This window comes from Microbacterium lacus (genome assembly GCF_044794305.1).
GTDB classification, from domain to species: domain Bacteria; phylum Actinomycetota; class Actinomycetes; order Actinomycetales; family Microbacteriaceae; genus Microbacterium; species Microbacterium lacus_B.
Map to the genome: position 1 here is coordinate 2,409,521 of NZ_CP084996.1, position 23,287 is coordinate 2,432,807.

The 23,287-nt window shown below is 66.7% G+C and carries 24 protein-coding genes; 14 read left to right on the forward strand and 10 right to left on the reverse strand.

Annotated elements, in window-relative coordinates; translation table 11 throughout:
• Nucleotides 1-19: 19 nt before the first annotated feature.
• Entirely contained in the window at nt 20-1,030 is a 1,011-nt protein-coding gene (locus LG299_RS11520; protein ID WP_404430331.1) for a LacI family DNA-binding transcriptional regulator, read from the reverse strand.
• Nucleotides 1,031-1,073: 43 nt separating this feature from the next.
• Nucleotides 1,074-2,780, reverse strand: coding sequence for a glycoside hydrolase family 13 protein (locus tag LG299_RS11525; protein WP_404430333.1), 1,707 nt, complete (start codon nt 2,778-2,780; stop codon nt 1,074-1,076).
• A 74-nt stretch (nt 2,781-2,854) separates the two neighbouring features.
• On the opposite strand from LG299_RS11525, the gene LG299_RS11530 reads away from it, so the two are divergent.
• Nucleotides 2,855-3,370 carry an adenine phosphoribosyltransferase gene (locus tag LG299_RS11530; protein WP_404430335.1) on the forward strand — a complete coding sequence of 172 codons (516 nt, stop codon included), beginning with the start codon at nt 2,855-2,857 and terminating at the stop codon, nt 3,368-3,370.
• Between the two features lie 28 nt (nt 3,371-3,398).
• Here LG299_RS11530 and LG299_RS11535 read toward each other — a convergent pair whose 3' ends face one another.
• Nucleotides 3,399-4,049, reverse strand: coding sequence for a peptidylprolyl isomerase (locus tag LG299_RS11535; RefSeq protein WP_404430337.1), 651 nt, complete (start codon nt 4,047-4,049; stop codon nt 3,399-3,401).
• Nucleotides 4,050-4,110: 61 nt separating this feature from the next.
• Nucleotides 4,111-5,076, reverse strand: a complete 966-nt coding sequence (locus tag LG299_RS11540; protein WP_404430339.1) for a 2-hydroxyacid dehydrogenase — start codon at nt 5,074-5,076, stop codon at nt 4,111-4,113.
• Nucleotides 5,077-5,168: 92 nt separating this feature from the next.
• On the opposite strand from LG299_RS11540, the gene LG299_RS11545 reads away from it, so the two are divergent.
• Nucleotides 5,169-5,606 (forward strand): DUF1761 domain-containing protein, encoded by a 438-nt coding sequence (locus LG299_RS11545; protein ID WP_404430341.1) that lies wholly within the window; start codon nt 5,169-5,171, stop codon nt 5,604-5,606.
• Nucleotides 5,607-5,626: 20 nt separating this feature from the next.
• Here LG299_RS11545 and purQ read toward each other — a convergent pair whose 3' ends face one another.
• Nucleotides 5,627-6,334, reverse strand: coding sequence for a phosphoribosylformylglycinamidine synthase subunit PurQ (gene purQ / locus LG299_RS11550; protein WP_404430343.1), 708 nt, complete (start codon nt 6,332-6,334; stop codon nt 5,627-5,629).
• The gene (gene purS, locus LG299_RS11555; RefSeq protein WP_404430345.1) at nt 6,331-6,579 is read right to left on the reverse strand and encodes a phosphoribosylformylglycinamidine synthase subunit PurS; all 249 of its coding nucleotides are present in this window, start codon (nt 6,577-6,579) and stop codon (nt 6,331-6,333) included. The genes purQ and purS overlap by 4 nt, the downstream gene beginning before the upstream one ends.
• A gap of 251 nt (nt 6,580-6,830) precedes the next feature.
• Here purS and LG299_RS11560 point away from each other — a divergent pair, with 251 nt between their 5' ends.
• The 5 genes from LG299_RS11560 (at nt 6,831) to LG299_RS11580 (ending at nt 12,676) form a co-directional block, all read left to right on the forward strand.
• On the forward strand, nt 6,831-8,111 hold the full coding sequence (locus LG299_RS11560; protein WP_404430347.1) for an ABC transporter substrate-binding protein: 1,281 nt from the start codon (nt 6,831-6,833) through the stop codon (nt 8,109-8,111).
• 91 nt (nt 8,112-8,202) lie between these two features.
• Complete coding sequence (locus LG299_RS11565; RefSeq protein ID WP_404430349.1) at nt 8,203-9,225, forward strand: carbohydrate ABC transporter permease; 1,023 nt, start codon at nt 8,203-8,205, stop codon at nt 9,223-9,225.
• Nucleotides 9,222-10,139 (forward strand): carbohydrate ABC transporter permease, encoded by a 918-nt coding sequence (locus LG299_RS11570; protein WP_404430351.1) that lies wholly within the window; start codon nt 9,222-9,224, stop codon nt 10,137-10,139. Before LG299_RS11565 ends, LG299_RS11570 begins: the two co-directional genes overlap by 4 nt.
• 39 nt (nt 10,140-10,178) lie before the next feature.
• On the forward strand, nt 10,179-11,642 hold the full coding sequence (locus LG299_RS11575; RefSeq protein WP_404430353.1) for a GH1 family beta-glucosidase: 1,464 nt from the start codon (nt 10,179-10,181) through the stop codon (nt 11,640-11,642).
• Nucleotides 11,643-11,662: 20 nt separating this feature from the next.
• Nucleotides 11,663-12,676 (forward strand): LacI family DNA-binding transcriptional regulator, encoded by a 1,014-nt coding sequence (locus LG299_RS11580; RefSeq protein ID WP_404430355.1) that lies wholly within the window; start codon nt 11,663-11,665, stop codon nt 12,674-12,676.
• A gap of 7 nt (nt 12,677-12,683) precedes the next feature.
• Here LG299_RS11580 and LG299_RS11585 read toward each other — a convergent pair whose 3' ends face one another.
• Entirely contained in the window at nt 12,684-13,544 is an 861-nt protein-coding gene (locus LG299_RS11585) for a VOC family protein (protein WP_404430357.1), read from the reverse strand.
• 137 nt (nt 13,545-13,681) lie between these two features.
• Here LG299_RS11585 and LG299_RS11590 point away from each other — a divergent pair, with 137 nt between their 5' ends.
• Together LG299_RS11590 and LG299_RS11595 are read left to right on the forward strand one after the other, a co-directional pair.
• On the forward strand, nt 13,682-14,218 hold the full coding sequence (locus LG299_RS11590; RefSeq protein WP_404430359.1) for a thioredoxin family protein: 537 nt from the start codon (nt 13,682-13,684) through the stop codon (nt 14,216-14,218).
• A 9-nt stretch (nt 14,219-14,227) separates the two neighbouring features.
• Entirely contained in the window at nt 14,228-14,977 is a 750-nt protein-coding gene (locus LG299_RS11595; RefSeq protein ID WP_404430361.1) for a cytochrome c biogenesis CcdA family protein, read from the forward strand.
• Nucleotides 14,978-14,989: 12 nt separating this feature from the next.
• Here LG299_RS11595 and LG299_RS11600 read toward each other — a convergent pair whose 3' ends face one another.
• Nucleotides 14,990-15,925 carry a phosphoribosylaminoimidazolesuccinocarboxamide synthase gene (locus tag LG299_RS11600; RefSeq protein ID WP_404434869.1) on the reverse strand — a complete coding sequence of 312 codons (936 nt, stop codon included), beginning with the start codon at nt 15,923-15,925 and terminating at the stop codon, nt 14,990-14,992.
• A gap of 52 nt (nt 15,926-15,977) precedes the next feature.
• On the reverse strand, nt 15,978-17,249 hold the full coding sequence (gene purD / locus LG299_RS11605; protein WP_404430363.1) for a phosphoribosylamine--glycine ligase: 1,272 nt from the start codon (nt 17,247-17,249) through the stop codon (nt 15,978-15,980).
• Nucleotides 17,250-17,316: 67 nt separating this feature from the next.
• On the opposite strand from purD, the gene LG299_RS11610 reads away from it, so the two are divergent.
• Together LG299_RS11610 and LG299_RS11615 are read left to right on the forward strand one after the other, a co-directional pair.
• The gene (locus tag LG299_RS11610) at nt 17,317-17,670 is read left to right on the forward strand and encodes a sterol carrier family protein (protein ID WP_404430365.1); all 354 of its coding nucleotides are present in this window, start codon (nt 17,317-17,319) and stop codon (nt 17,668-17,670) included.
• A gap of 49 nt (nt 17,671-17,719) precedes the next feature.
• Nucleotides 17,720-18,079, forward strand: coding sequence for a potassium transporter Trk (locus LG299_RS11615; protein WP_404430367.1), 360 nt, complete (start codon nt 17,720-17,722; stop codon nt 18,077-18,079).
• A 9-nt stretch (nt 18,080-18,088) separates the two neighbouring features.
• Here the strand turns inward: LG299_RS11615 and LG299_RS11620 are convergent, their stop codons facing one another.
• Entirely contained in the window at nt 18,089-18,694 is a 606-nt protein-coding gene (locus LG299_RS11620) for a zinc-binding alcohol dehydrogenase (protein WP_404430369.1), read from the reverse strand.
• Nucleotides 18,695-18,996: 302 nt separating this feature from the next.
• Between LG299_RS11620 and purM the strand changes: the two genes are divergently transcribed.
• The 3 genes from purM (at nt 18,997) to LG299_RS11635 (ending at nt 23,264) form a co-directional block, all read left to right on the forward strand.
• Nucleotides 18,997-20,043, forward strand: coding sequence for a phosphoribosylformylglycinamidine cyclo-ligase (gene purM, locus LG299_RS11625; RefSeq protein WP_404434871.1), 1,047 nt, complete (start codon nt 18,997-18,999; stop codon nt 20,041-20,043).
• 5 nt (nt 20,044-20,048) lie between these two features.
• Nucleotides 20,049-21,509, forward strand: a complete 1,461-nt coding sequence (gene purF / locus LG299_RS11630) for an amidophosphoribosyltransferase (RefSeq protein WP_404430371.1) — start codon at nt 20,049-20,051, stop codon at nt 21,507-21,509.
• Nucleotides 21,510-21,596: 87 nt separating this feature from the next.
• On the forward strand, nt 21,597-23,264 hold the full coding sequence (locus tag LG299_RS11635) for a cell wall-binding repeat-containing protein (RefSeq protein ID WP_404430373.1): 1,668 nt from the start codon (nt 21,597-21,599) through the stop codon (nt 23,262-23,264).
• Nucleotides 23,265-23,287 lie beyond the last annotated feature (23 nt).

A 23,287-nucleotide genomic window follows, 5' to 3' on the forward strand; every position in this document is an offset into this window, starting at 1 on the left:
ACCCGCGCTTGTGCGGGCGCTACGAAGACAGGCGCGCGGTCGACCCGCGCACGATCAAGTCGTAGGGGAGTCTGCCGGGCTGGTGCTCGGCTCCGGGGCTCTCGAGCTCGTCGACGATCGCATCCGCGGCGCGTTCACCTTGCCCGAGCGGAAACTGGTCGACCGTGGTCAGGCGGAAGAACTCGCCCAACTCATGGCCGTCGATGCCCACGACCGAAAGGTCTTCCGGTACGCGGTAGCCCAGTTCGCGGGCGGCCAGCATCGCCCCGATAGCCATTTCGTCGGATGCCGCGAAGATGGCCGTCGGGCGCCCCCCGGGCTTGCCCAACAACTGCTTTGCTGCGCGAAAGCCACCTTCGATGGTGAAGTCGGCGGGTTCGAAGAGACCGGGGCGCACGGGGATTCCGGCATCCCCCAAGGCCTGTTCAAAACCGCGCCGTCGATGCGTGGGAATGTGGAAGTCGATGTCGAACTCGGGGCTCGCGCCGATGTGTCCGATGTCGCGGTGGCCCAGCGCGATGAGGTGTTCGGTAGCCAGGCGGGCGACGGCGACGTCGTCGACGGTCAGGGTCGTCAGGCGCGGGTTCGGGCCGCCGATGGCGATGACCGGCAGTTCGAGTTCGCGCAGGCGCTGGGTTTCTTCGTCGCCGAGTTCGAGCGAGATCGCAATCACGCCGTCGACCCGCTGGCGGCGCAGGAACGTCTCGAAGATCGTCCGTCGCTGTTCACGGTCGGCCGTCAGGCTGTAGAGGGTGATGTCGTAGCCGCGGCGCATCAGGCCCGATGCGACTCCGCTCAGCACCGTCGAGAAGAACCAGCGGTCGAGGAAGGGGACGAGCACCCCGATGTTGCGGGTGCGTCCCGAGGCCAGGCTCGACGCCGACGAAGACACGACGTAGCCGAGGTCAAGCGCTGCTGCTTCTACTCGAGCTTTCGTGGCACCCGACACGTGCCCGCGGCCGCTGAGCGCGCGCGACACCGTCGCTGTCGAGACCCCCGCATGGCGGGCCACATCGTCGATGCTGACCACGGTGTCATCCCTCTCGCATCCGCCCAGACACAGAGCGGATAGTTCAGTCCGTCGTGATCCAGACGGTCGTGTCGGCGGGCAGCGCAGTGCCGGTGCCGGTGAAGCCGAGCGGACCGCTTGTGGCGATCACAGTACCCTGTGCCAGGCCTTCCGGCAGCACGATCGGTGCCCCGCCGGTGTTGCCGATCACGGTGACATTCCCGTTGCGGAATGCGACGATGTCGTCACCGAAGCCCTCGAGCCATTCGAGCAGGCCCGCGCCCAGATTGTGCGCGCGGCGCGCGGAGATCAGTGTGCGATAGAGGTTCAGCGTCGAGTCGGCGTCACCGACCTGGGTGTCGCGGGAGAGCGTCGCCCACTCGGCAGGCTGGGGCAGCCAGGCCTCGCCGGTCGGGCTGAAGCCGTACGCCGGAGCGTCGGCCGTCCACGGGATCGGCACCCGGCATCCGTCGCGGCCATAGCGCTCGCCGTTCGTGCGGAACCAGGTCGGGTCCTGCCGGGCATCGCCGGGGATCTCGATGACCTCGGGCAGACCGAGCTCTTCACCCTGGTAGAGGTAGGACGAACCGGGCAGTGCGAGCATCACCGCGGTGGCAGCGCGTGCACGGCGGAGGCCGACCTCGGGGATCGGCTTGCCCGGAGAGTCCGGACCGATGCCGTGACCCTGCGGGTTCTCGGCCGTGAGCGCCAGGCGCGACGCGTGGCGGACGACGTCGTGGTTCGACAGCACCCACGTGCTGGGGGCGCCGACGGCGCTGTAGGCCTCGATCGACCGAGTGATCACTGCGCGCAGGGCCGCAGCATCCCACCCCGTCTCGAGGTAGGCGAAGTTGAACGCCTGATGCATCTCATCCGGCCGCACCCACAGGGCGGTCTGCTCGGGCGTGGGCATCCAGGCCTCGGCGCAGAGGGCACGATCGCCGTCGTACTCGGCGAGCACGGCATGCCAGTCGCGGTAGACCTCGTGAACGCCATCCTGGCCCCAGTACGGGACACCGAGTTCTTCGCCACCCATCGAGCCCGCATCGGGGTCGGGGGTGTAGTCGGGAAGGCCCTCGGCCTTGATGAGACCGTGGGCGACATCGACGCGGAATCCGTCGACACCGCGGTCGAGCCAGAAGCGGAGGACGCGGCGGAACTCCGCGCGCACCTCTTCGTTGTGCCAGTCGAAGTCGGGCTGGCTTGTGTCGAACAGGTGCAGGTACCACTGGCCGGCGGAGCCGTCAGGCTCGGTGACCCGCGTCCACGCGGGACCACCGAAGACGGACTCCCAGTTGTTCGGAGGCAGTTCGCCGTTTTTTCCCAGCCCATCGCGGAACATGTAGCGCGCACGCTCAGTGCTGCCGGGGGCTGCCGCGAGTGCCTGCTGGAACCACACATGCTGATCGCTCGAGTGATTCGGAACCAGGTCGACGATGATCCGGATGCTGCGCGTGTGCGCTTCTGCCAGCATCACGTCGAAATCGGCCAGCGTGCCGAAGAGCGGGTCGACGTCGCAGTAGTCCGCGACGTCGTAGCCGGCATCCTTCTGGGGCGAGGTCTGGAAGGGGCTCAGCCAGATCGCGTCGACACCGAGTTGCTGCAGCTCATCGAGGTGAGAAGTGACGCCCGGCAGATCGCCGATGCCGTCGCCGGAGTTGTCGGCGAACGAGCGCGGGTAGATCTGGTAGATCACGGCGGTGCGCCACCACTCGGAGCCGGTGGAGAGGCCGGCAGTGTCGGGGAGCGCGATGGTGTCGAGCGAAGTCATGCTCCCCAGGGTACTGCAAGCGCTTACATCGACGTGCGGCACGGCATTCTCGGGGCTGCCGGTAACGTGGGCGCGTGACCTCCGCGATCGAGAGCGCCGAATCCCTCATCCGCACGATTCCCGACTATCCCGAACCGGGGGTCCTCTTTCGCGACATCACTCCTTTGTTGGCGGATGCCGCCGCCCTCCGTGCCGTCATCGACAGCATGATCGAGCCGTTCGCGGGGCAGTTCGACGTCGTGGCAGGTGTCGAAGCCCGCGGATTCCTACTCGCCGGGGCTGTGGCCACTGTGGCGAATGTGGGCCTTGTGCCGATCCGCAAGGCGGGCAAGCTGCCTCGGCCCGCGGCATCCGTCGACTACTCGCTCGAGTACGGCACCGCGACGATCGAAGCGCACGACGACATCGCCGACGGCACTCGGGTGCTCTTGGTCGATGATGTGCTGGCGACCGGCGGCACGCTCGAGGCCGCGCACACGCTCGTGGGTCTGCTCGGCGGAGTGGTCGTGGGCACGAGTGTGCTGATGGAGCTTGTCGCGCTGGGCGGCAGGTCACTCGTGCCGGACGTGCACGCGGTGTTCGTGGCCTGACCCGGCGCGAACGCGCGAACCGTGCGCCTCAGCGCACGTGCACCGACTCGATCGTGACCTCTGTCGCGGGGTTTCCGTCGGGGCCGCCGCCGGCGACACCGTCCATCGCCACGGCCTTCACGGCCTCGATGCCCGCGGCATCCATCTGCCCGAACACCGTGTACGACGGGGGAAGCTCTGTGTCGGCGAACACGAGGAAGAACTGCGACCCGTTCGTGTTGGGTCCGGCGTTGGCCATCGCGACCGTGCCCGCGGGGTAGGTCTCTGACCCGTCGAGCTCGTCGGCGTACGAATAACCGGGGCCTCCGCGGCCCGTGGCCGAGGGGTCGCCGCACTGCAGCACGAAGATGCCCTGGGTCGTGAGGCGGTGGCAGGAGGTCTCATCGAAGTAGCCCTGCTCTGCGAGCGAGAGAAAACTGCCGACGGTGCACGGCGCGCTATCGGCGTCGAGGGTGATCGGGATCTCGCCCGCCGAGGTGGTCAGCACGACATCGATGGTTCCGGATGCCGGGTCCGCCGGTGGAGCGTCCACGTCGCGCACCCCGCCAGCCGCTTCGATGTACTCACACGCACCCGACTCGGGGGCTGCAGTGCCCCCCGCCTCGGGTGTCGCCGACGCGCAGCCGGTGAGCAGGCCGAGGGCGAGCAGAGTGACGATCCAGGGTGAGGTGCGACGCATCCGTCCAGCGTAGTTCCGGCGCGCGCGTCAAAGTTCCGGGACGAATGCAGGGCTTTCGCACTCACTCGTGCGCGGGACGTCGATCCATCCCGGAACTTTCACCGATCACGACGTTGAGGGGCGCTTCGCTCGCGATCAACCGCTCCATCTGCGTGCGAACGAGCCGGGCGATCCGCGACTTCATTGCGCTGGACGCACCCCCGACGTGCGGCACGATGAGCGCTCCGGGCAGTGACCACAGCGGGTGATCCTCGGGAAGAGGTTCGGGTTCGGTGACATCCAACGCCGCGCGAATCCGTCCGCGCTGAAGGTGGGCGACAAGGGCGTGAGTGTCGACGAGCGATCCGCGCCCGACGTTCACGACGAGGGCACCGTCCGGCAGCGCCGACAGAAAAGCGTCGTCCACGATGTGCCGGGTGGCCTCGCCGCCGGGCAGGGTCAAGATGACGATCTCCGCGTGCGGCAAGAGTTCGGGCAGTTCATCCACCCCGTGCACGTGAACGCCATCCTCGACACGGGCGCTCGAAGCAACGGCCGTGATCTCGACCTCGAACGGCTCAAGGCGCGCGCGCACGGCCTTGCCGACCCCGCCGTAGCCGATCACCAGAACGCGTCGGTCGGCGAGGCTCTCGGCGAAGGCCGGTGCCCAGCGCCCCTCCGCCTGCGCCAGAACGAACTGGGGCAGCAGTCGCTGTGCGGCGATCGCCAGGCCTACCGCGAGCTCTGCGGTCGACGTTTCGTGCACGCTCGACGCGTTGGCAAATCTGACTCCGGGAGGCATCAGACCTGTGACACCGTCGTATCCGATCGATTGGCTCTGAATCAGCCCGACCTCGATCCCGTCGAGATGCTCGAACACGCGCCCCATCGACATGTAGGGCGGAACCACCATGTCGAATCGATCGCGGGGGGCGGCAGCATCCATCGCCCACACGATCACCTCGACACCTTCGGGCAACGGCGCGAGCGAATCGGCCAACTCCTGGGTGGGAACGCTGATGACGAGATTCCGGATGCGTGAGCTCACACACCCACGCTACCGGCGCGGTGTGGCGACCCGAGCCGTGCGTAGCGGTACTCTCATCGGCGTGCGGTGCGTGCCGCAGAAGGAGGGTCCCGATGGTTCCCGAAATCAACTACTGGGCGGTGCTGCTGGCGACCCTGTCGACGATGGTCGTCGGGTCGGTCTGGTACGCCCCGCCAGTGTTCGGCAAACGGTGGGCGAAGCTCGCAGGCGTCGACATGAACGCCGAGAAGACTGCGCTGCAAGCGTGGATGCCCATCATCGTCACCGTGTTCGTGAGCTTCGTCACGGCGTGGGTGTTGGCGGGTACGACCGCGATCGCGTGGCACTTCTACGGCGGTGGCTATCTGCTGACCGCGCTCGGCACCGCGGTGACTGTGTGGGCGGGCTTCACCGCCGCTCGCTTCATCACCCACGACGCTTTCGAGGGCAGGCCGTCGTCGCTCACGGTCATGAACATCGCCCACGAGCTGGTGACGTTCGTGGTCATGGCGCTCATCATCGGCGTCTGGCCGCCCGCCGGGACGGTTTAGCTGCAGCCGGATGCCGCGACTCAGGCCGCGGCAGAGAGCACGGCCCCGATCGCCGAGGTGAAGAAGGGCAGTCCATCCAGGCCCGACCGCATCGCGTCCGGGGTGTTGGGACCGAAGCCCTCTTCTACCGCGTGCTCGGGGTGTGGCATGAGACCGACGACGTTGCCGCGCTCGTTCGTGAGGCCGGCGATGTCGCGGAGAGACCCATTGGGGTTTACCCCGAGGTAGCGGAAGGCGACGAGCCCCTCACCCTCGAGGCGGTCGAGCTCGGACTCGGACGCGATGTAGCCGCCGTCGGCGTTCTTGAGCGGGATCACGATCTCTTGACCGTCGGTGAAGTCCGAGGTCCACGCCGTGTCGGCATTCTCGACCCGCAGGCGCTGGTCGCGGCGGATGAATTGCTGGTGTGCGTTGCGGATCAGGCCGCCCGACAGCAGGTGTGCCTCGACGAGCATCTGGAAGCCGTTGCAGATGCCGAGAATCGGCATGCCCTTGGCCGCAGCATCCTTCACCTCACTCATGATCGGGGCGAGCGCCGCGATTGCGCCGGCGCGCAGGTAGTCGCCATAGCTGAACCCACCGGGGAGCACCAGGGCATCTACCCCTTCGAGGTCGTGCGAGCCGTGCCAGAGGGCGACGGGCTCTGCGCCGGCGATGCGGATCGCGCGCTGCGCGTCGCGGTCATCCAGCGATCCGGGAAAAGTGATGACCCCGATCCGGGTGGTCACTCGACAACCTCGATGCCGACGACATCTTCGATCACGGCATTCGAGAGAATCTCGTCGGCGATCTGACGCGCCTCCGCCAAGACAGCTTCGGTGACTTCACCCTCGACGGTGAGCTCGAAGCGCTTGCCGATGCGGACGCCCGAGAAGGATTCGTTCCCCAATCGCGCGAGAGCGCCCGAGACGGCTTTTCCCTGCGGGTCCAGCAGCTCGGCCTTGGGCATGACGTCAACGACGATGGTGGGCATTGAGAAGCTCCGAATGTCGCGGGAAAGGGTTGTGACCAGTCTACGGCCAGGGCTGTGACCGCGTGCGTGGGACGTCGTGACCCAACCGTGATCAATTTCGTGGGAGCGCTCCCTTGCATTCGTGGGAGCGATCCCATAACGTGGTGTCTCGTCCGGTGGGAACGCTCCCACGACACCGTGGTCCGAGACATACGTCAAGGTGCTACGTCCCGCAATACACATCTGACCCTGACCAACACAAAGGAGTGACAGTGAACTCTCGTGCCTTCCGCAAGGGCGCAATGGCCGTCGCCACAATCTCTGCAACTGCCATCGTGCTCGCCGGCTGTGCCGGCGGCGGCGACGGTGGCGGCGACGCTTCCACCGATCCTGACGCAAAGATCGAGCTCACCCTCGCCACGTTCAACAACTTCGGCTACACCGATGAACTCCTCCAGGAGTACATGGACGCCAACCCGAACGTGACGATCGTCCACAACAAGGCCGCCGAGTCCGGCGACGCCCGTGCCAACTACTTCCAGAAGCTCGGTAAGGAAGGCCTCGCCGACGTCGAGGCCGTCGAGATCGACTGGTTCGCAGAGGCCATGCAGTACTCCGACCTGCTCGCCGAGGTGCCTGACAGCGCCAAGGGCCGCTGGCTGGACTGGAAGGAAGCCGGCGCAACCGACGGCGACGGTCGCCTCGTGGGCTACGGCACCGACATCGGACCGCAGGCAATCTGCTACCGCGCCGACTTGTTCGAGGCAGCCGGACTCCCGTCCACGCCCGACGAGGTCGCCACTCTGTTCGACGGCGACTGGGCCAACTTCTTCGACGTGGCTGACCAGTACAAGGCTGCTACCGGCAAGCCGATGATCGACGCGGCCAACTCGGTGCTCCAGGGCATCGTGAACCAGATGGAATACACCTACACCGAGCCCGATGGTGCGATCATCGCGACGGAGAACCCCGAGATCGCCGACGCGTACAACCTCGTCGTCGAGCGGGCCATCCCGAACGCTGCGTACTCGGGCCAGTGGAGCGATGACTGGAACGCCTCGATGGCCAACGGTGAGTTCGCCACGATGCTCTGCCCCGGCTGGATGCTCGGCATCATCTCGGGCAACGCTCCCGACGTCGAGGGATGGGAAGTTGCCAACGTCTTCCCCGGCGGCGGCGCCAACTGGGGTGGGTCGTACCTGACCGTCCCCGCCAACGGCAAGAACGTCGACGCTGCGCTTGCGCTCGCCGACTGGCTGACCGCTCCCGAGCAGCAGGCCAAGACGTTCGTCAACGCAGGACAGTTCCCGAGTGCGATCGAGGCTCAGAGCGACCCCGCGATCACCGACTCGACGAACGAGTTCTTCAACAACGCCCCGACCGGTCAGATCTTCGCTGAGCGTTCGGAGGCCATCACGGTCACGCCCTTCAAGGACGCGAACTACTTCAAGTACCACGACGCACTGCAGAACGCAGTCAACCGCGTCTTCGACGGTGTCGAAGACCAGGAGACCTCGTGGAACACCTGGGTGACCGAGGTTTCGGCCTTCTGATCCCCTGAGTAAAGTGCGGGCCGCGCCCTCGCGGCGCGGCCCGCACTTTCTTCTTTGCAACCTTCTGACCGCGTCGACAACGGAGCCTCACGTGACTGCGACCGAAACCCGTACCCGGACGACACCGGGATCGCCAGCGCCTGAGCGACGGACGCGCGTCCTTTCGTTCAGCCAGAAGCTGAGCCGGTGGGACCTCAAGTTCTCGCCCTACCTCTACATCTCGCCGTTCTTCATCCTGTTCGCGATCATCGGCATCTTCCCGATCGTGTTCACGGCGGTCATCTCTTTTCAGGAGTGGGACCTCGTCCGCAACTCCGGCACGTTCGTCGGGTTCGAGCAGTACGCCTGGATCCTGAACGACCCGAAGTTCTGGACGGCGCTGCGCAACACCTTCAGCATCTTCCTGCTTTCCACGATCCCGCAGCTGATCCTCGCGCTGTTCATTGCGGCGATGCTCGACCGCAACATCCGCGCCAAGACCTTCTGGCGCATGAGCGTTCTGCTCCCCTTCGTCATGGCACCCGTCGCCGTGGCCCTCATCTTCAGCAACATGTTCGGTGACAACTACGGTCTCGTGAACAACATCCTGACCAACATCGGGCTCGAGCCGATCCAGTGGCACAAAGACGCGTTCGCGAGCCACATCGCGATCGCCACGATGGTGAACTTCCGCTGGACCGGCTACAACGCGCTGATCCTCCTCGCCGCCATGCAGGCCGTCCCGCGCGAGTACTACGAGGCAGCCACTGTCGACGGGGCGAACGCGTTCCGTCAGTTCTGGAGCATCACGCTGCCGTCGCTCAAGCCGACGCTGATCTTCGTGATCATCACCTCGACCATCGGTGGTCTGCAGATCTTCGACGAGCCGCGCATGTTCGACAACACCGGCCAGGGTGGCTCCGCTCAGCAGTGGCTCACGATCACGCTGTACCTCTACAACATCGGTTGGGGCGAGTTCAACTTCGGTCGCGCTGCGGCGTTGGCCTGGATCCTCTTCATCATCATCATCGTGATCGGCTTGATCAATCTGTTCATTACCAGGCGTCTGGTCAGAGACGAAGGCGGACGCGGCGTCACCGCGCCCCGCCGCGGACGTAAGGGAGTACAGCGATGACCGCCCTCAGCACCCCTCCCCTCGCGATCGTCGAAGAGGGCATCCCGAACGCGGGACGCAGCCGTCGAGGCGATCGCGGCACCAAGATTCGCGGCTTCCGCGCCGGTTTCTGGGTCTACATCGGCCTCATCGTGGTCGCCGTCTCGGCGATCTTCCCCTACTACTGGTCGTTCCTGATCGGCTCGGGGGACTCCTCCACCATCAACGATCCCGACATGTCGTGGATCCCAGGGGGCAACTTCATCGCGAACGCCCTCACGGTCATGAACGACCCGGCGGTCAACTTCTGGCTGGCGCTGTGGAACTCGATCTTCTCCTCCACAGTGATCGCAGCATCCGTCGTCGTGTTCTCCACCCTTGCCGGCTGGGCCTTCGCCAAGCTGCGCTTCAAGGGGGGAAAGTGGCTGCTCGCGTTCGTCGTTGCGACCATGGCGGTTCCGATGCAGCTCGGCGTCGTGCCGCTGTACATCCTGTTCGCCGATCTCGGCTGGACGGGCAACATCGGCGCGATCATCATCCCCGCCCTGACCAGCGCGTTCGGTGTGTTCTGGATGACGCAGTACCTCACGCAAGCCGTCCCCGACGAGCTCATCGAAGCAGCGCGCGTGGACGGGGCTTCTCAGCTGCGCACGTTCTGGACCGTCGGGGTCGTCGCGGCGCGTCCTGCCGCTGCAATGCTGTTCTTGTTCACGTTCGTCGGAGCATGGAACCAGTTCTTCTGGCCCTTCATCGTCCTCGATCGCCAAAGCCCGACGTTGCCGGTGGCGCTCTCACTGTTGCAGGGCAATTACTTCGTTGATTACTCCATCGTCCTCGCGGGCGTGCTGCTGGCGACGATTCCGCTCCTCATCCTGTTCGCCTTCGCCGGGCGTCAGCTGGTCAGCGGCATCATGGCCGGCGCAGTGAAGGGCTGACACATGACCATCCTTACTTCCCGAGAGGACTCTGTTCGCATGTCTGCGACCGAGCGTTCCTTCCCGTCGAACTTTTTGTTCGGCGCGGCCACCGCTGCTTTCCAGATCGAGGGCGCAGCCTTTGACGATGGCCGTCGCGCTTCTATCTGGGACGAGTTCTGCCGCGAACCCGGCGCTGTGATCAACGCCGACAACGGCGATGTCGCGTGCAATCACTACAACCTGTATCGCGATGACGTCGCACTCATGAAGAGAATGGGGCTGCAGACTTACCGGTTCTCAACCTCATGGTCGCGTGTGCGTCCCGACGGTGGAGCGGTCAACGAGCAGGGCGTCGACTTCTACAAGCGATTGGTTGACGAGCTGCTGGATGCCGACATCCTGCCGTGGCTCACGCTGTATCACTGGGATCTTCCGCAGGCGCTGCAGGAGGAAGGTGGCTGGACCGCGCGCTCCACCGCAGACAAGTTCACCGAGTACGCGCTCACCATGCACGACGCTCTCGGCGATCGCGTCAAGGTGTGGACGACCCTCAACGAGCCGTGGTGCTCGTCGTTCCTCAGCTACACCGCCGGCATGCACGCCCCGGGGCACTACAGCATGCGCGAGGGCCTTTTGGCCTCGCACCACCTGCTGCTCGGGCACGGCCAGACCGTCACCGAGCTGCGCAAGCGCGACGAGACGCTCGACCTCGGCATCACGCTGAACTTCACCGTTGCGGACGCACTCGACCCGACCAACCCCGCCGATGTCGACGTCGCCCGCCGGCTGGACGGCCAGCACAACCGTTGGTTCCTCGACCCGGTGTTCCGCGGGGAATACCCGGCTGACATCGTCGAGGACTTCCGTGCGGTGGATGCTGCCGCCACCGAGGCCTTCGAATCTGCGGTGCTGCCCGGCGACCTCGAAAAGATCTCAGCGCACATCGACGCGCTGGGCGTCAACTACTACCACGGTGACCTCGTCAGCGCCGAGCCGCCGGCGAACCCGCCCACCGGTGGAGATGCCCCGACTGACCGCCGTGGAGAGTCGGCGTTCCCCGCGGGGCATGGGCACTCCAACGAGCGCGGACTCGAGCGCACCTCGATGCACTGGGAGGTGCAGTTCGAGGGCCTCAACCGCCTGCTGCAGCGCGTCAGCACCGAGTACGCCGCTCCCGCCGGCACCGTCCTTTACGTCACCGAGAACGGCGCGGCCTACGACGACGAACTCGTCCTCACCGACGGTGAGCCTCGCGTGCACGATGCCGCCCGCGTCGACTTCCTTCGGGGTCACCTCGGCGCGACGCTGGACGCGATCGATGCCGGCGTTGATGTGCGCGGCTACTTCTACTGGTCGATGCTCGACAACTTCGAGTGGGCGTGGGGCTACGAAAAGCGCTTCGGTATCGTTCGAGTCGACTACGACACACAAGAGCGAGTCGTGAAAGACAGCGGACGCGAGTACACCCGCATCATCGAGGCGCGTAGCCTGGATCTGGGCAACTCCCCGGTGCAGTCCTAGCACGGAGAGAAGGGCGGGACATGAGCACGGAAGTGATGCGTGTAGCCGCGACGATCGAAGAGGTCGCCGTGGCCGCGGGGGTATCGCGGTCGACGGTGTCGCGAGTGGTGAATGGGTCGACCGCGGTCAGCCCTGAGGCGCTCGAGTCCGTCAAGCGCGCTATCGCCCAGCTCAACTACGTCCCGAACCGTGCGGCCCGGTCGCTCGCCAGCCGCCAGACGCACGCGATCGCCCTGATCGTCCCTGAAGACACGACCCGGTTCTTCGGCGACCCGTTCTTCGCGGCGATCGTGTCGGGCATCAACGCGCGTCTCAGCCGCTCGGACTATGTGTTGAACCTGTTCATCGCGAGCGACGACCCGGGTGACAAGACCACCAGCTACGTCCGCAGCGGCGCCGTTGACGGCGCGATCGTCGTTTCTCACCACACGAGCGACAGCTTCATCGACCGCATTGCCTCTGCTGTCCCTGTCGTTTACGGCGGTCGGCCCGTGCGCGAGCGCGAGCGGGACTACTACGTCGATGTCGACAACACCCGCGGCGCGCACGACGCGACGGTGTACCTGATCGAGCGCGGCCATCGCAAGATCGCGACGATCACCGGCCCGCTGACGATGCCTGCGGGCGTCGACCGACTGAAGGGCTTCCGCGACGCGCTCGGCGCGTGGGAGCTCACCGAACACTCCGCCGAAGACGGAAACTTCACCTCCGACGGTGGGGCAGTCGCGATGCGCAAGATTCTCGAGCGCGACGAACGACCCGACGCGATCTTCGTCGCGAGCGATCTGATGGCGCGCGGCGCTCTGTCTGAACTTGCCGCAGCCGGTCTCAGCGTCCCGGGCGATGTGGCCATCATCGGGTTCGACGATTCGCCGGTGGCCACATCGGTGACCCCGGCGCTCACGACGATGAAGCAGCCCTCCTTCACGCAGGGTGAGCGGATGGCGACCGTGTTGCTCGATCTGCTCGCAGGTCGTCACCCGCGGCACGTCACGATCCTCGAGACCGAACTGGTCGTGCGCGACTCGGTTTGAGTGGCTCTCAGCCGACGGACGCGACCAGAAGGTTGTTCCAGGGGTCTTCGAAGCTCAGGGCTCGACCGTCGTCCCGGCGAGCGAAGCCGCGGTGACCGAGTCGCTCGTCCAGCGCGCCGAGCGCATCCGCGTCGGGCAGGACGAGGTCGACACGCCCTAACCCGAGAGCGGGCGTGCGCGGTCCCGCTCCGCGCGAGTTCCACACGTTCATCGCCATGTGGTGGTGGTAGCCGCCCGCGCTGACGAACACGGCCTGGTTGCCCAGCGCCGCGGTTTGATCGAACCCGAGCGCATCGACGTAGAAGGCGCGGGCGGCGGCGGCATCCCCCACCGAAAGATGCACGTGACCCACCGAGGCCGCGTCGCGGGTCATGGTTCCGCTCGCCGCTTCGTCGGTGAGGTGGGCGGCGAGGAAGGCGTTCGGGTCGAGGTGCAGCGTCGCCATCTCGATCTGGCCGTGCACCCACGACCAATCGGTGCGGTCGCGGTCCCAGTACAGCTCGATGCCGTTGCCTTCGGGGTCGGTGAAGTAGAACGCCTGACTCACGAGGTGATCTGCGCTGCCGGTGAAGGTGCCCGGAGCGCGGCGGGCGACCGAGTACAGCGCGGCAGCGAGCGAGGCCTGCGATTCGAAGAGGATCGCCGTGTGGAAGAGGCCCGCCGAACCCGGGGAGGCGTGGCGAAGTTGCCGTTCGTGCCGCAGGACGACGATCGGTCGGCCTGCACGTCCGAGGGTGACGACATCGCCCTCGGCGGACAGCACATCGAGGGTGACGACATCGCGGTAGTACCGGGTCATCGCGTCGAGGTCGCCGACAAGCAGAGTGACCGCGCCCATGGTCGTGGCATCCGCCATCTTTTCATGCATGTGAATAGGGAACGGCGGCGAGTGCGGTGATATTCCGGATGCTGCGCTCCTCCGGTCGCTCTCTCGTCGGGGTGCGCGTCATCGAACCGTAATGCCCTCGAGGTCGTCGCGCGCTCTCGCTCCGCGAGAATGGGGGCATGAAGCGCACCACCGTCGTGGGAATCGTCATCGCCGCCGTCCTGGTCGGCGGGGTCGGGGCTGCGGTCGCGGTGTCGGCGACGGGTGGCGCCGGTCAGGCGGCGCCCACGACCTCCGAATCGACGATGGCCCCGCCGAAAGAATCCGCGTCGGCGTCGGCGATGCCCAGTCCGGCCGAGACGACTCCGGTCGAGCAGATTCCAACCGCCGAGGCACTGTCGCCGGGCGCGTATGTGGACTATTCGGATGCTGCGCTCGCAGCGGCCGAGGGCGCGCGGGTGCTGTTCTTCCACGCGCCGTGGTGTCCGCAGTGCCGGGCGCTGGAGGAGGACATCGAGGCAAATGGCGTTCCCGACGGCGTGACGATCCTCAAGGTGGATTACGACTCGCAGCAGGACCTGCGCCAGCGCTACGACGTTCGGTTGCAGACCACGCTCGTCGCCCTCGACGATGCGGGGGACGGAGCGGGCCTGTTCGTCGCGTACGACGATCCGACCCTGAACGCCGGGCTCGCGGGCCTCGGGCTGACGGGCTGACGGGCTGACGTGCTCGCGCTCACGATCGTCTCGTTCGCGGCGGGGGTGCTCACCGTGCTCGCGCCCTGCGTGTTGCCGCTCTTGCCGGTGATCGTCGGCGGCACCGCGGCTCGCACCGCGGGAGAGAGCGCCGGGTCAGACCGCACATGGTTGCGACCGGTCGTGATCGCCGCGTCACTCGCGGTTTCGGTCGTGGCGTTCACCCTGCTGCTCAAGGCTTCATCCGCGCTCCTCGGCGTACCCGCCTGGGTGTGGCAGTCGATCTCGGGGGTGATTGTCGCGGTCTTCGGGCTCACGATGCTCTTCCCGACACTCTGGGAACGCCTGACCGTCGCGACCGGAATGCAGGCCCGCGGCGGGCAGTTGCTCGACCGCAGTTACCGCCGCACCGGCCTTGGCGGTGACATCGCGCTCGGCGCGGCCCTCGGGCCAGCGTTCAGCAGCTGCAGCCCGACGTACGCCCTGATCGTCGCGACCGTGCTGCCGGCCACGTTCGGTGCGGGCGTGCTCTACGTCTCGGCGTACGCGATCGGCCTCGCCCTGGCGTTGCTCGCCATTGCACTCGCCGGGTCGGCACTCGTCCGCAAGCTCGGCTGGCTTGCCGACCCGCACGGACTCTTCCGCCGAATCGTCGGTGGGATCCTCGTGGTCGTCGGCATCGGCGTCGCGCTCGGCTGGGACCGCCTGCTCCAGGCGTGGATCCTCGAGCAGGGCTGGTACGGCCCGATCGAGAACCTCGAGCGAATCCTGCTCGGCTGAACAGGCCTGCCGCTACGCGCTGGTCAGGCGCTCGAGCAGTTCGCGGTATTTCGCCGTCGTACGGTCGACGATCTCGGCGGGGAGGTCAGGCGGAGTGCCCGTCTTATCCCAGTTCGTCGCGAGCCAGTCACGCACGATCTGCTTATCGAAGCTCGCCATGCGCTCTTCGGGGGTGGTGCCGTTCGCCCAGGTCGAGGCATCCCAATATCGCGATGAATCACTCGTGAGAACTTCGTCTCCGAGCGTCATGACCCCGGCATCATCGAGCCCGAACTCGAACTTCGTGTCGGCGAGGATCAGCCCGCGCGCCTCGGCGGTGCGCGCGGCACGTTCGTAGATCTCAAGCGACAGGTCGCGCAGCTCTTCTGCCCAGGCCTCGCCGACGAGGTCTACGGACTGCTCGAACGTGATGTTCTCGTCGTGCTCACCCATCGGCGCTTTGTAGGCGGGGGTGTAGATCGGTGCGGGCAGTCGATCGCCGTTGTTCAGGCCCGTTGCCAGGCGGATGCCACAGACCGTCCCGTTCTCGCGATACTCCGCCCACCCCGACCCGGTGAGATACCCGCGCACCACGCATTCGATCGGCTGCATCTCGAGGGTCTGCACCACCATCGCCCGCCCGGCCACCTCGGCAGGAATCTGGCTGGTCAGGTCGTCGGACGTGTTGGCCACCCTGTCTGCGCCGTCGCTCAGCAGGAACGGCGAGGAGAGATGGTTCGGGATGCTGCGACCTCCGTCAGCTCCCGCCAGCTGGTCGAACCACCACATGCTCAGGGTGGTCAGCAGCACTCCCTTGCCCGGAATCCCGGGCGAGAGCACGTGATCGAACGCGCTGACGCGATCGCTGGCCACAACAAGCATCCGCTCGGGCGTGGCGTCCTGCTGGTGGCTCTCGGGCACGTACAGGTCGCGCACCTTGCCCGAGTAGACGTGTTTCCAGCCGGGCATCGCGAGAGGAGTGGTCACCCGCCCATTATCGCGGGCGAGCGGCCCGGGTGTGTCAGCTCTCGACGACGCGGGCGGCGATGTCGGTGCGGAACTGCCCGCCCTCGAGACTGATCTCAGCCAGCGCCCGGTACGTGCGCTCGCGGGCCTCATGGAACGTCGTGCCGACCCCGACGACGTTCAGCACGCGGCCGCCGGTCGCGACGAGGCCGTTTTCGCGCTCTGCGGTGGCAGCGTGGGCGAGGTGGACTCCGTCGACGGCGGATGCGGCATCCGTCCCCTGCAATTCGCGACCGGTGATCGGCGCTGCCGGGTACCCCTCGCTCGCGAGTACGACTGTGACGGCGACCGCGTCGGCGAACGCCGGGCGGGGGACGGTTTCGAGGGTGCCGGATGCTGCGGCCAGAAGAAGCTGCGACAGTGGGTCGAGCAGTCGGGGAAGGACCACCTGGGTTTCGGGGTCGCCGAATCGTGCATTGAACTCGATGACCTTCACGCCCTGCTTCGTCAGGATGAGGCCCGCGTAGAGCAACCCGATGAACGGCGTGCCCTCTGCGTCGAGCTGGCGGATCACGGGCTCGGCGACCTCGCGCGTGACGAGGTCGACGAAGGCGTCTTCGCCGCCGTAGGGCTCCGCCAACCACGGCAGCGGAGAGTACGCGCCCATACCTCCGGTGTTCGGGCCCGAATCCCCGTCGCCGAGGCGCTTGAAGTCCTGTGCCGGGCTGAGGGGCAGCACGTGGTCGCCGTCGCTCAGGAAGAACAGCGACACCTCGGGGCCGGAAAGGAACTCCTCGACCAGGATCGCGCCCGAGGCGAGATAAGTCTGAGCGTGGGCGAGGGCAGCCGCGCGGTCGTCCGTGACGAGCACGCCCTTGCCGGCGGCCAGGCCATCGGCCTTGACCACGTACGGAGAGCCGAACTCGTCGATCGCGCTCGCGACCTCGTCGAGGGTGGTCGCGCGCTTGGCCCGGCCGGTCGGAACCCCGGCCGCATCCATGATGCGCTTCGCGAAGGTCTTGGATCCCTCGAGCTGAGCGGCGGCCTTGCCCGGACCGAACACCGGGATTCCGCGAACCCGGAGGGCATCGGCGACACCCGCCACGAGCGGAGCCTCGGGGCCGATCACGACGAGGTCGATCGCGTCGGCCTCGGCGAAGGTCGTCACGGCGGCGGGGCTGTTCGCATCAAGGTCGACGATGGTCGCGTCGCGGGCGATACCGGCATTGCCGGGGGCGGCGAAAACCTCGTGCGGCTCTGCCTCCCCACGCAGGGCGAGAATGATGGCGTGCTCGCGCGCGCCCGAGCCGAGGACGAGGATTCTCACCCGCCCAGCCTACCCAGCGGGCGCGGTCCAGAGGGGGCCGAAGCCCGTGGAGGCGTAGCGTGGAACCGTGCCGAAGAAGATCCTGACCGGAGAGGGCCGTGCCGCGCTCGCCGCCGTTGCGGCGGGTGAACCTGCCCGCGCCGAACTCGCCACGGCCGTGCGGTACCTCTTGCAGCTGCTGGTCGAGAAGGCACCGGGCGGGTCGGTCGAGGTGCGCGTGCCGCCCTTCGGAGCCGTCCAGGTGATCGAAGGCCCCCGCCACACCCGAGGCACGCCGCCGAACGTCGTCGAAACCGACGCCGCGACCTGGATCGCTCTCGCTCTGGGTGAACTGCAGTGGGCGGATGCTTCGACCTCCGGCCGCATCATCGCCAGTGGTACTCGCGCTGACGTATCGGACCTTCTGCCGTTGCGGCCCTGAACCAGCGAGACCTGCGCCTCGCGCCCGGCAACGGTGGGAGAATAGGGCTATGGCCGACGAGGCATCCGTTCCCGAATCCACACCCGCCGCACCGCGCACCCGAAGTGACGACCGCGTCGAGACGGTCAGCGTGCGTCGTGCGCCGAAGATCTCGGTCTTTCTTCTGCTCGGCGCCGGTCTCGGGGTGCTGGTCGCGCTGATTCTGACGTTCGCGTTCAACGGCACCGACCAGATCAGTCCCAACACGGGTGTCGTCTACGCTCCGCTGCAGGTCTTCGGGTTTCTCTCGCTCATCTGCATCTCGGTCGGTCTGATCATCGGCGGCTCGGTCGCTCTGATCTTCGACCGCCGGGCGACGCGCAACGCGCGCGAGGTCACGGTCGACCACACGTCGGTACACACCGACTGACGCTGAGGCTTAGGCCAGTTCGGCGATGATCGGGTGGATCGCGGCGTCGAACGCGACGACATCTCCGCGCAGCCCGTCGGTGACGGCGACGGTGAGTGATCCGATCCACCACACCCCCCGCTGACTGAGCGGGAGTACCTGCACATTCAGCTCGAACGAGTGCGCGCGCCGGCCGACGACCCGTTCGTGTTCGGCGATCGCGCTCGCGTACGCGCGGTACGCCTTGCCGCTGCCCGAACCGACTTCTCGGCGGTAGCGGGCGTTGGCGGACTGAGAGAAGGCGACCGCGTCGGGGCCGAACGGCTCGACGGCGGCGCGCAGTTCGTCGGCGCCTTCGAGGGGCAGAGCCAGAAGCGTCTCGAACCCGTCGACCAGATCAAGCGGCACGGGCGAGATGTTCGCCTGCGGCTCGACGGTCATGTCCCAGTAGCTCCGCCACTGTCGCTCGAGCACGTCTTGGTCGTGCTCGGGGCGCTCGATCGTGCGGGGCGGGATACCGCGCAGGTGCGGCAGCTCATCGGGCGAGCGAATGCCGAGCACTTGCCGCAGATAGAGGGCGAGCAGGACGGGCTGGCTCGCGTCTTCGCGCACCAACCACTCCGGAGCACCACCCATGCCGCCATTGTATTGCGGGGGTTGCGCCGTGGGAGGGGTGGTCTCGGCGCTCGGCTGTGAAAGTTCCGGGCGAAACTCCGCCTCCGGCCAGGCGTGAGGCCCTAGGCGCCCAGTTCGTCCCGGAACGTTGACGCCCGGCGGCTGCGAACCGACCACGGCGCCCGGCCGGCTGCAGCGGGAGGCAGAGACCCCGGGCGATGACACGGCCCGACCCCCGGTAGGCTGGGACGGTGGTCACACCCACCAATCCCTACACCGCTGCAGGCGTCGATACCGCCGCCGGTGATCTTGCTGTCGAACTGATGAAGTCGGCGGTCCGCCGCACCCACGGGCCTGAGGTCCTGGGCGGAGTGGGCGGTTTCGCCGGTCTCTTCGACGCGTCGGCCCTCAAGGCCTACGACAGGCCCTTGCTCGCCACCAGCACGGATGGCGTCGGCACGAAGGTCGCGATCGCTCAGGCGATCGACAAGCACGACACGATCGGGCTCGACCTGGTCGGCATGGTCGTCGATGACATCGTGGTGGTGGGGGCGAGGCCCCTGTTCATGACCGACTACATCGCGTGCGGCAAGGTCTTTCCCGAGCGCATCGCCGACATCGTCCGCGGTATCGCGGCCGGTTGCGCCGAGACCGGTACCGCCCTCGTCGGCGGCGAGACGGCCGAGCACCCTGGTCTTCTGGGCATCAATGACTACGACCTGGCGGGTGCCGCGACCGGCATCGTCGAGGCCGGGCACCTTCTGGGCGCCGATCGCGTCGAGGACGGCGATGTCGTCCTCGCTCTCGCGAGCAGCGGCCTGCACTCCAACGGCTACTCGCTCGTGCGTCACATCGTGGCGGGCGCGGGCATTCAGTACGGCGATCGTGCCGCCGACCTCGGCACCCACGGCACCACGTGGGGCGAAGCGCTCCTCGAGCCCACGCGCCTCTACACCTCGCCCCTGCTGCGGTTGATCTCACAGCACGGAGACCGCGTGCACTCCTTGAGTCACGTCACGGGTGGCGGCATCGCCGCGAACCTCGCCCGAGTGCTTCCCCAGGGCTCGTGGGTCGAGGTCGACCGTTCGACATGGTCTCCGCCGCCGGTGTTCCGGGTTCTCGCCGACCTCGGCGGCCTTGACCTGCAGGCGACCGAGGGCACGTGGAATCTCGGCATCGGGTTTCTCGCGGTGGTCTCTGCCGACAAGGCCGGTGCTGCAGCATCCGCCCTCGCCCAAGACGGCATCGCCACCTGGCAGGTCGGAACCGTACGTACCGGCACCACGCCCGACGGAGAGTTCGAACAGGGCGCCAAGGGCGTCGACGGCGGGGCCGTGCGCCTCGTCGGCACTTACAGCGACGGAGTCTGACGCCCATGTGCGGAATCATCGGCATGGTCGGGCGCGGCAACGTCAACCAAGAGATCTACGACTCGCTGGCTCTGCTGCAGCATCGCGGTCAAGACTCGACGGGCATCGCGACCGCCGAGGCGAACGGTGTCTTTCACCAGCACAAGGCCAAGGGTCAGGTGCGCGAGGCGTTCCGCACGCGCGACATGCGCTCGCTCCAGGGCGAGATCGGCCTCGGCCACGTGCGCTACGCGACCCAGGGCACGGCCTCGAACGAAGAAGAAGCCCAGCCGTTCTATGTCAATGCGCCGTACGGCATCGTGCTGGTGCACAACGGCAACCTCACCAATACGCGTGAGCTGACCGACGAGCTCTTCCACAAAGACCGTCGGCACCTCAACACGAGCTCTGACACCGAGCTGCTCGTCAACGTGCTCGCCAATGAGCTGCAGGCCTCGATCTCGGGCATCGACCTCGCTCCCGACGAGATCTTCCAGGCCGTCTCGCGCGTGCACGAGCGGGTCGAGGGCTCGTACGCCGCGATCGCGCTGATCGCCGGGTACGGGCTGCTCGCCTTCCGCGACCCTTACGGCATCCGCCCGTTGATCCTCGGAACCCGCAAAGCCGCAGACGGGTCATACGAATGGGTCGTGGCATCCGAATCGCTCGTCCTCGAGAACGGCGGGTTCGAGGTCGTCCAAGACGTCCAGCCCGGCGAAGCCGTGTTCATCGACCTCGAGGGGCACCTGCACACCAAGCAGTGCGCGACGAACCCGCAGCTGATTCCGTGCTCGTTCGAGTACGTGTACCTCGCCCGACCCGACTCGATCATGAACGGCATCTCTGTCTACGAGGCCCGCCTGCGCATGGGCGATCGTCTGGCTGACACCATTGCGAAGTACACGCCCCAGGGCTCGATCGACGTGGTCATGCCGATTCCTGATTCATCGCGCCCCGCCGCGATGCAGGTGGCCCGCAAGCTCGGACTCGAGTACCGCGAGGGCTTCTACAAGAACCGCTATGTCGGCCGCACGTTCATCATGCCGGGGCAGGCGGTGCGCAAGAAGAGCGTGCGCCAAAAGCTCAACGCGATGTCGAGCGAGTTCAAAGGCAAGAACGTCCTGCTGATCGACGACTCGATCGTTCGCGGGACGACGAGTAAAGAGATCATTCAGATGGCGCGGGATGCCGGGGCCAAGAGCGTCACGTTCGCCAGCGCCGCGCCGCCGGTGCGGTACCCGCACGTGTACGGCATCAACATGCCCTCACGCCACGAGCTCGTCGCGCACGGCCGGACGATTCCCGAGATCGCGCAAGAACTCGGCGCCGACTACATGGTCTACCAAGAGGTCGAAGACCTGAAGGCAGCGATTCTGGAGGGGTCGGATGTCGACGACCTCGACATGAGCTGCTTCGATGGCCGGTACGTCACCGGCACCGTGAGCGACGAATACCTTGCCTGGGTCGAGGGGTCCCAGCAGAGTTGAAATCGTCGTAGCAGAACGGTTTCGGCGGGTGTTATCGTCTGCTTACACGCGTCCCCCCGATGCGCTCCGGATCGGAGTAGTTCCGCAGTGATTGCCCCCCGCCGCGCCGCAATGGCGCTCATTGTCGCGCTGTTCGCCACCCTCTTTTCGGCACCCGCTCACGCGGTGGCGCCGGAATCCGGCTATGGGGCAGTCTCGGGCACCATCACCCGCCTCAGCCAGGGGGTTGTTTCGCCGGTCGACGGGTGGGCTCAGCTGTACAAACTGGATGACCAAGGGGTCCCGCGATCCGCAAAGGGCGCGCGGGCAGACGCTAACGGCAGGTATCGGGTTCCTGTGCTTCTCGCAGGTGTGTACGTTGTGGCGTTAACGGCTGATAAGTCATGGGGATCCTTCTGGGGCGGCGATTCGCTCGAGACAGCCGCGCGCATCACTGTGTCCGACGGGGGCGAGGTGACCGGTATCGACGGCCAGGTGGAGGCGTACGCGGGGATGACCGGGTCGGTGGTCTTCCGTGCCGATCCCGGCGGGCCACTCCTTCCGCAGAACGAAGCCGTTGTGACGATCGATCAGTGGGACGAAGAGACTGGACGATGGGAGGTGAGAACGCCTCACGTCGGGGGCACGATCTCAGGCCCGACCGAACAGTGGGGCCTAAGGGCCGGGACGTACCGATTCGGTGTGATGGGTATGGATGTGCGGGTCGGGGAACGCTGGATCGAACTCCCACGCCGCTTCTTCGACGACACCGGATACATCGATCAGGCCCGTACCTTCGAGCTTCGCGCGGGCGATGTGGCTGATCTGGGTCAGTTGGTGCTCGAGCCCCACGTCATCTACACCGAGCGTGTTGCGGGCGCCGACAGGTTTGAGACATCTGCGTTGGTTTCACAGAAACTGGTGCCTACCGGCACGCGCGCGCCGGTAGTGTACGTCGCTAACGGTCTGAGCTTCCCGGACGCACTGACTGCCGGGCCGGCCGCGGCAAAGCATGGTGGTGTCGTACTCTTCACCACGGCCGACATGCTGCCCGCGGTCGTGGTCGCGGAACTCACGCGGTTGCGTCCGGAGCGGATCGTCATTGTGGGCGGACCGGCCGCCGTATCTGAGCGTGTGCGGGTGCAGATCGCCGCGCTGGCGCCCGGCGACGCCGAGGTGACTCGACTGGGTGGTGCCGACCGTTTCGCAACGGCGGACCTCGTCATCAGGGACGCCTTCCAGGCGGCTACGAAGGCATATGTGGCATCGGGCCTGAATTTTCCTGATGCACTGTCGGCCGGCGCTGCGGCGGCGAGTACCGCAAGCCCTGTGTTGTTGGTCAACGGCACAGGAGCCCTCGATCAGCGCACCGAGGCACTCATCGATGACCTCGGCGTGGATCATGTCGTCATCGCCGGCGGGCCGGCGGCCGTCGGCATGCAGATCGAGTCTGACCTTCGCGCCATCACGGACGTCAAGCGAATCGGTGCGGCGGAAAGGTTCGAGACCGCATGGCTGGTGAATCTCGAGGCTTTCGACCAACCGGATCGGGTCGTGGTCGCCTCGGGGCTGAACTTCGCGGACGCATTGTCGGCTGTCCCCCTTGCCGCACGGCTTCGCGCTCCGCTGTATCTGTCGACCGCAACGTGTGTTCCGTGGCCTACTCGGATGGGGACCGAGACGACAAGTGTTGCATCGAGTGTCCTCATCGGTGGGCCGTCGGTGCTACGCGACATGTCGGCCTCCGCGGCGATGCAACCGGGTTACGTCTGCTGAGCGCAGGCGACAACGCGTTGCCC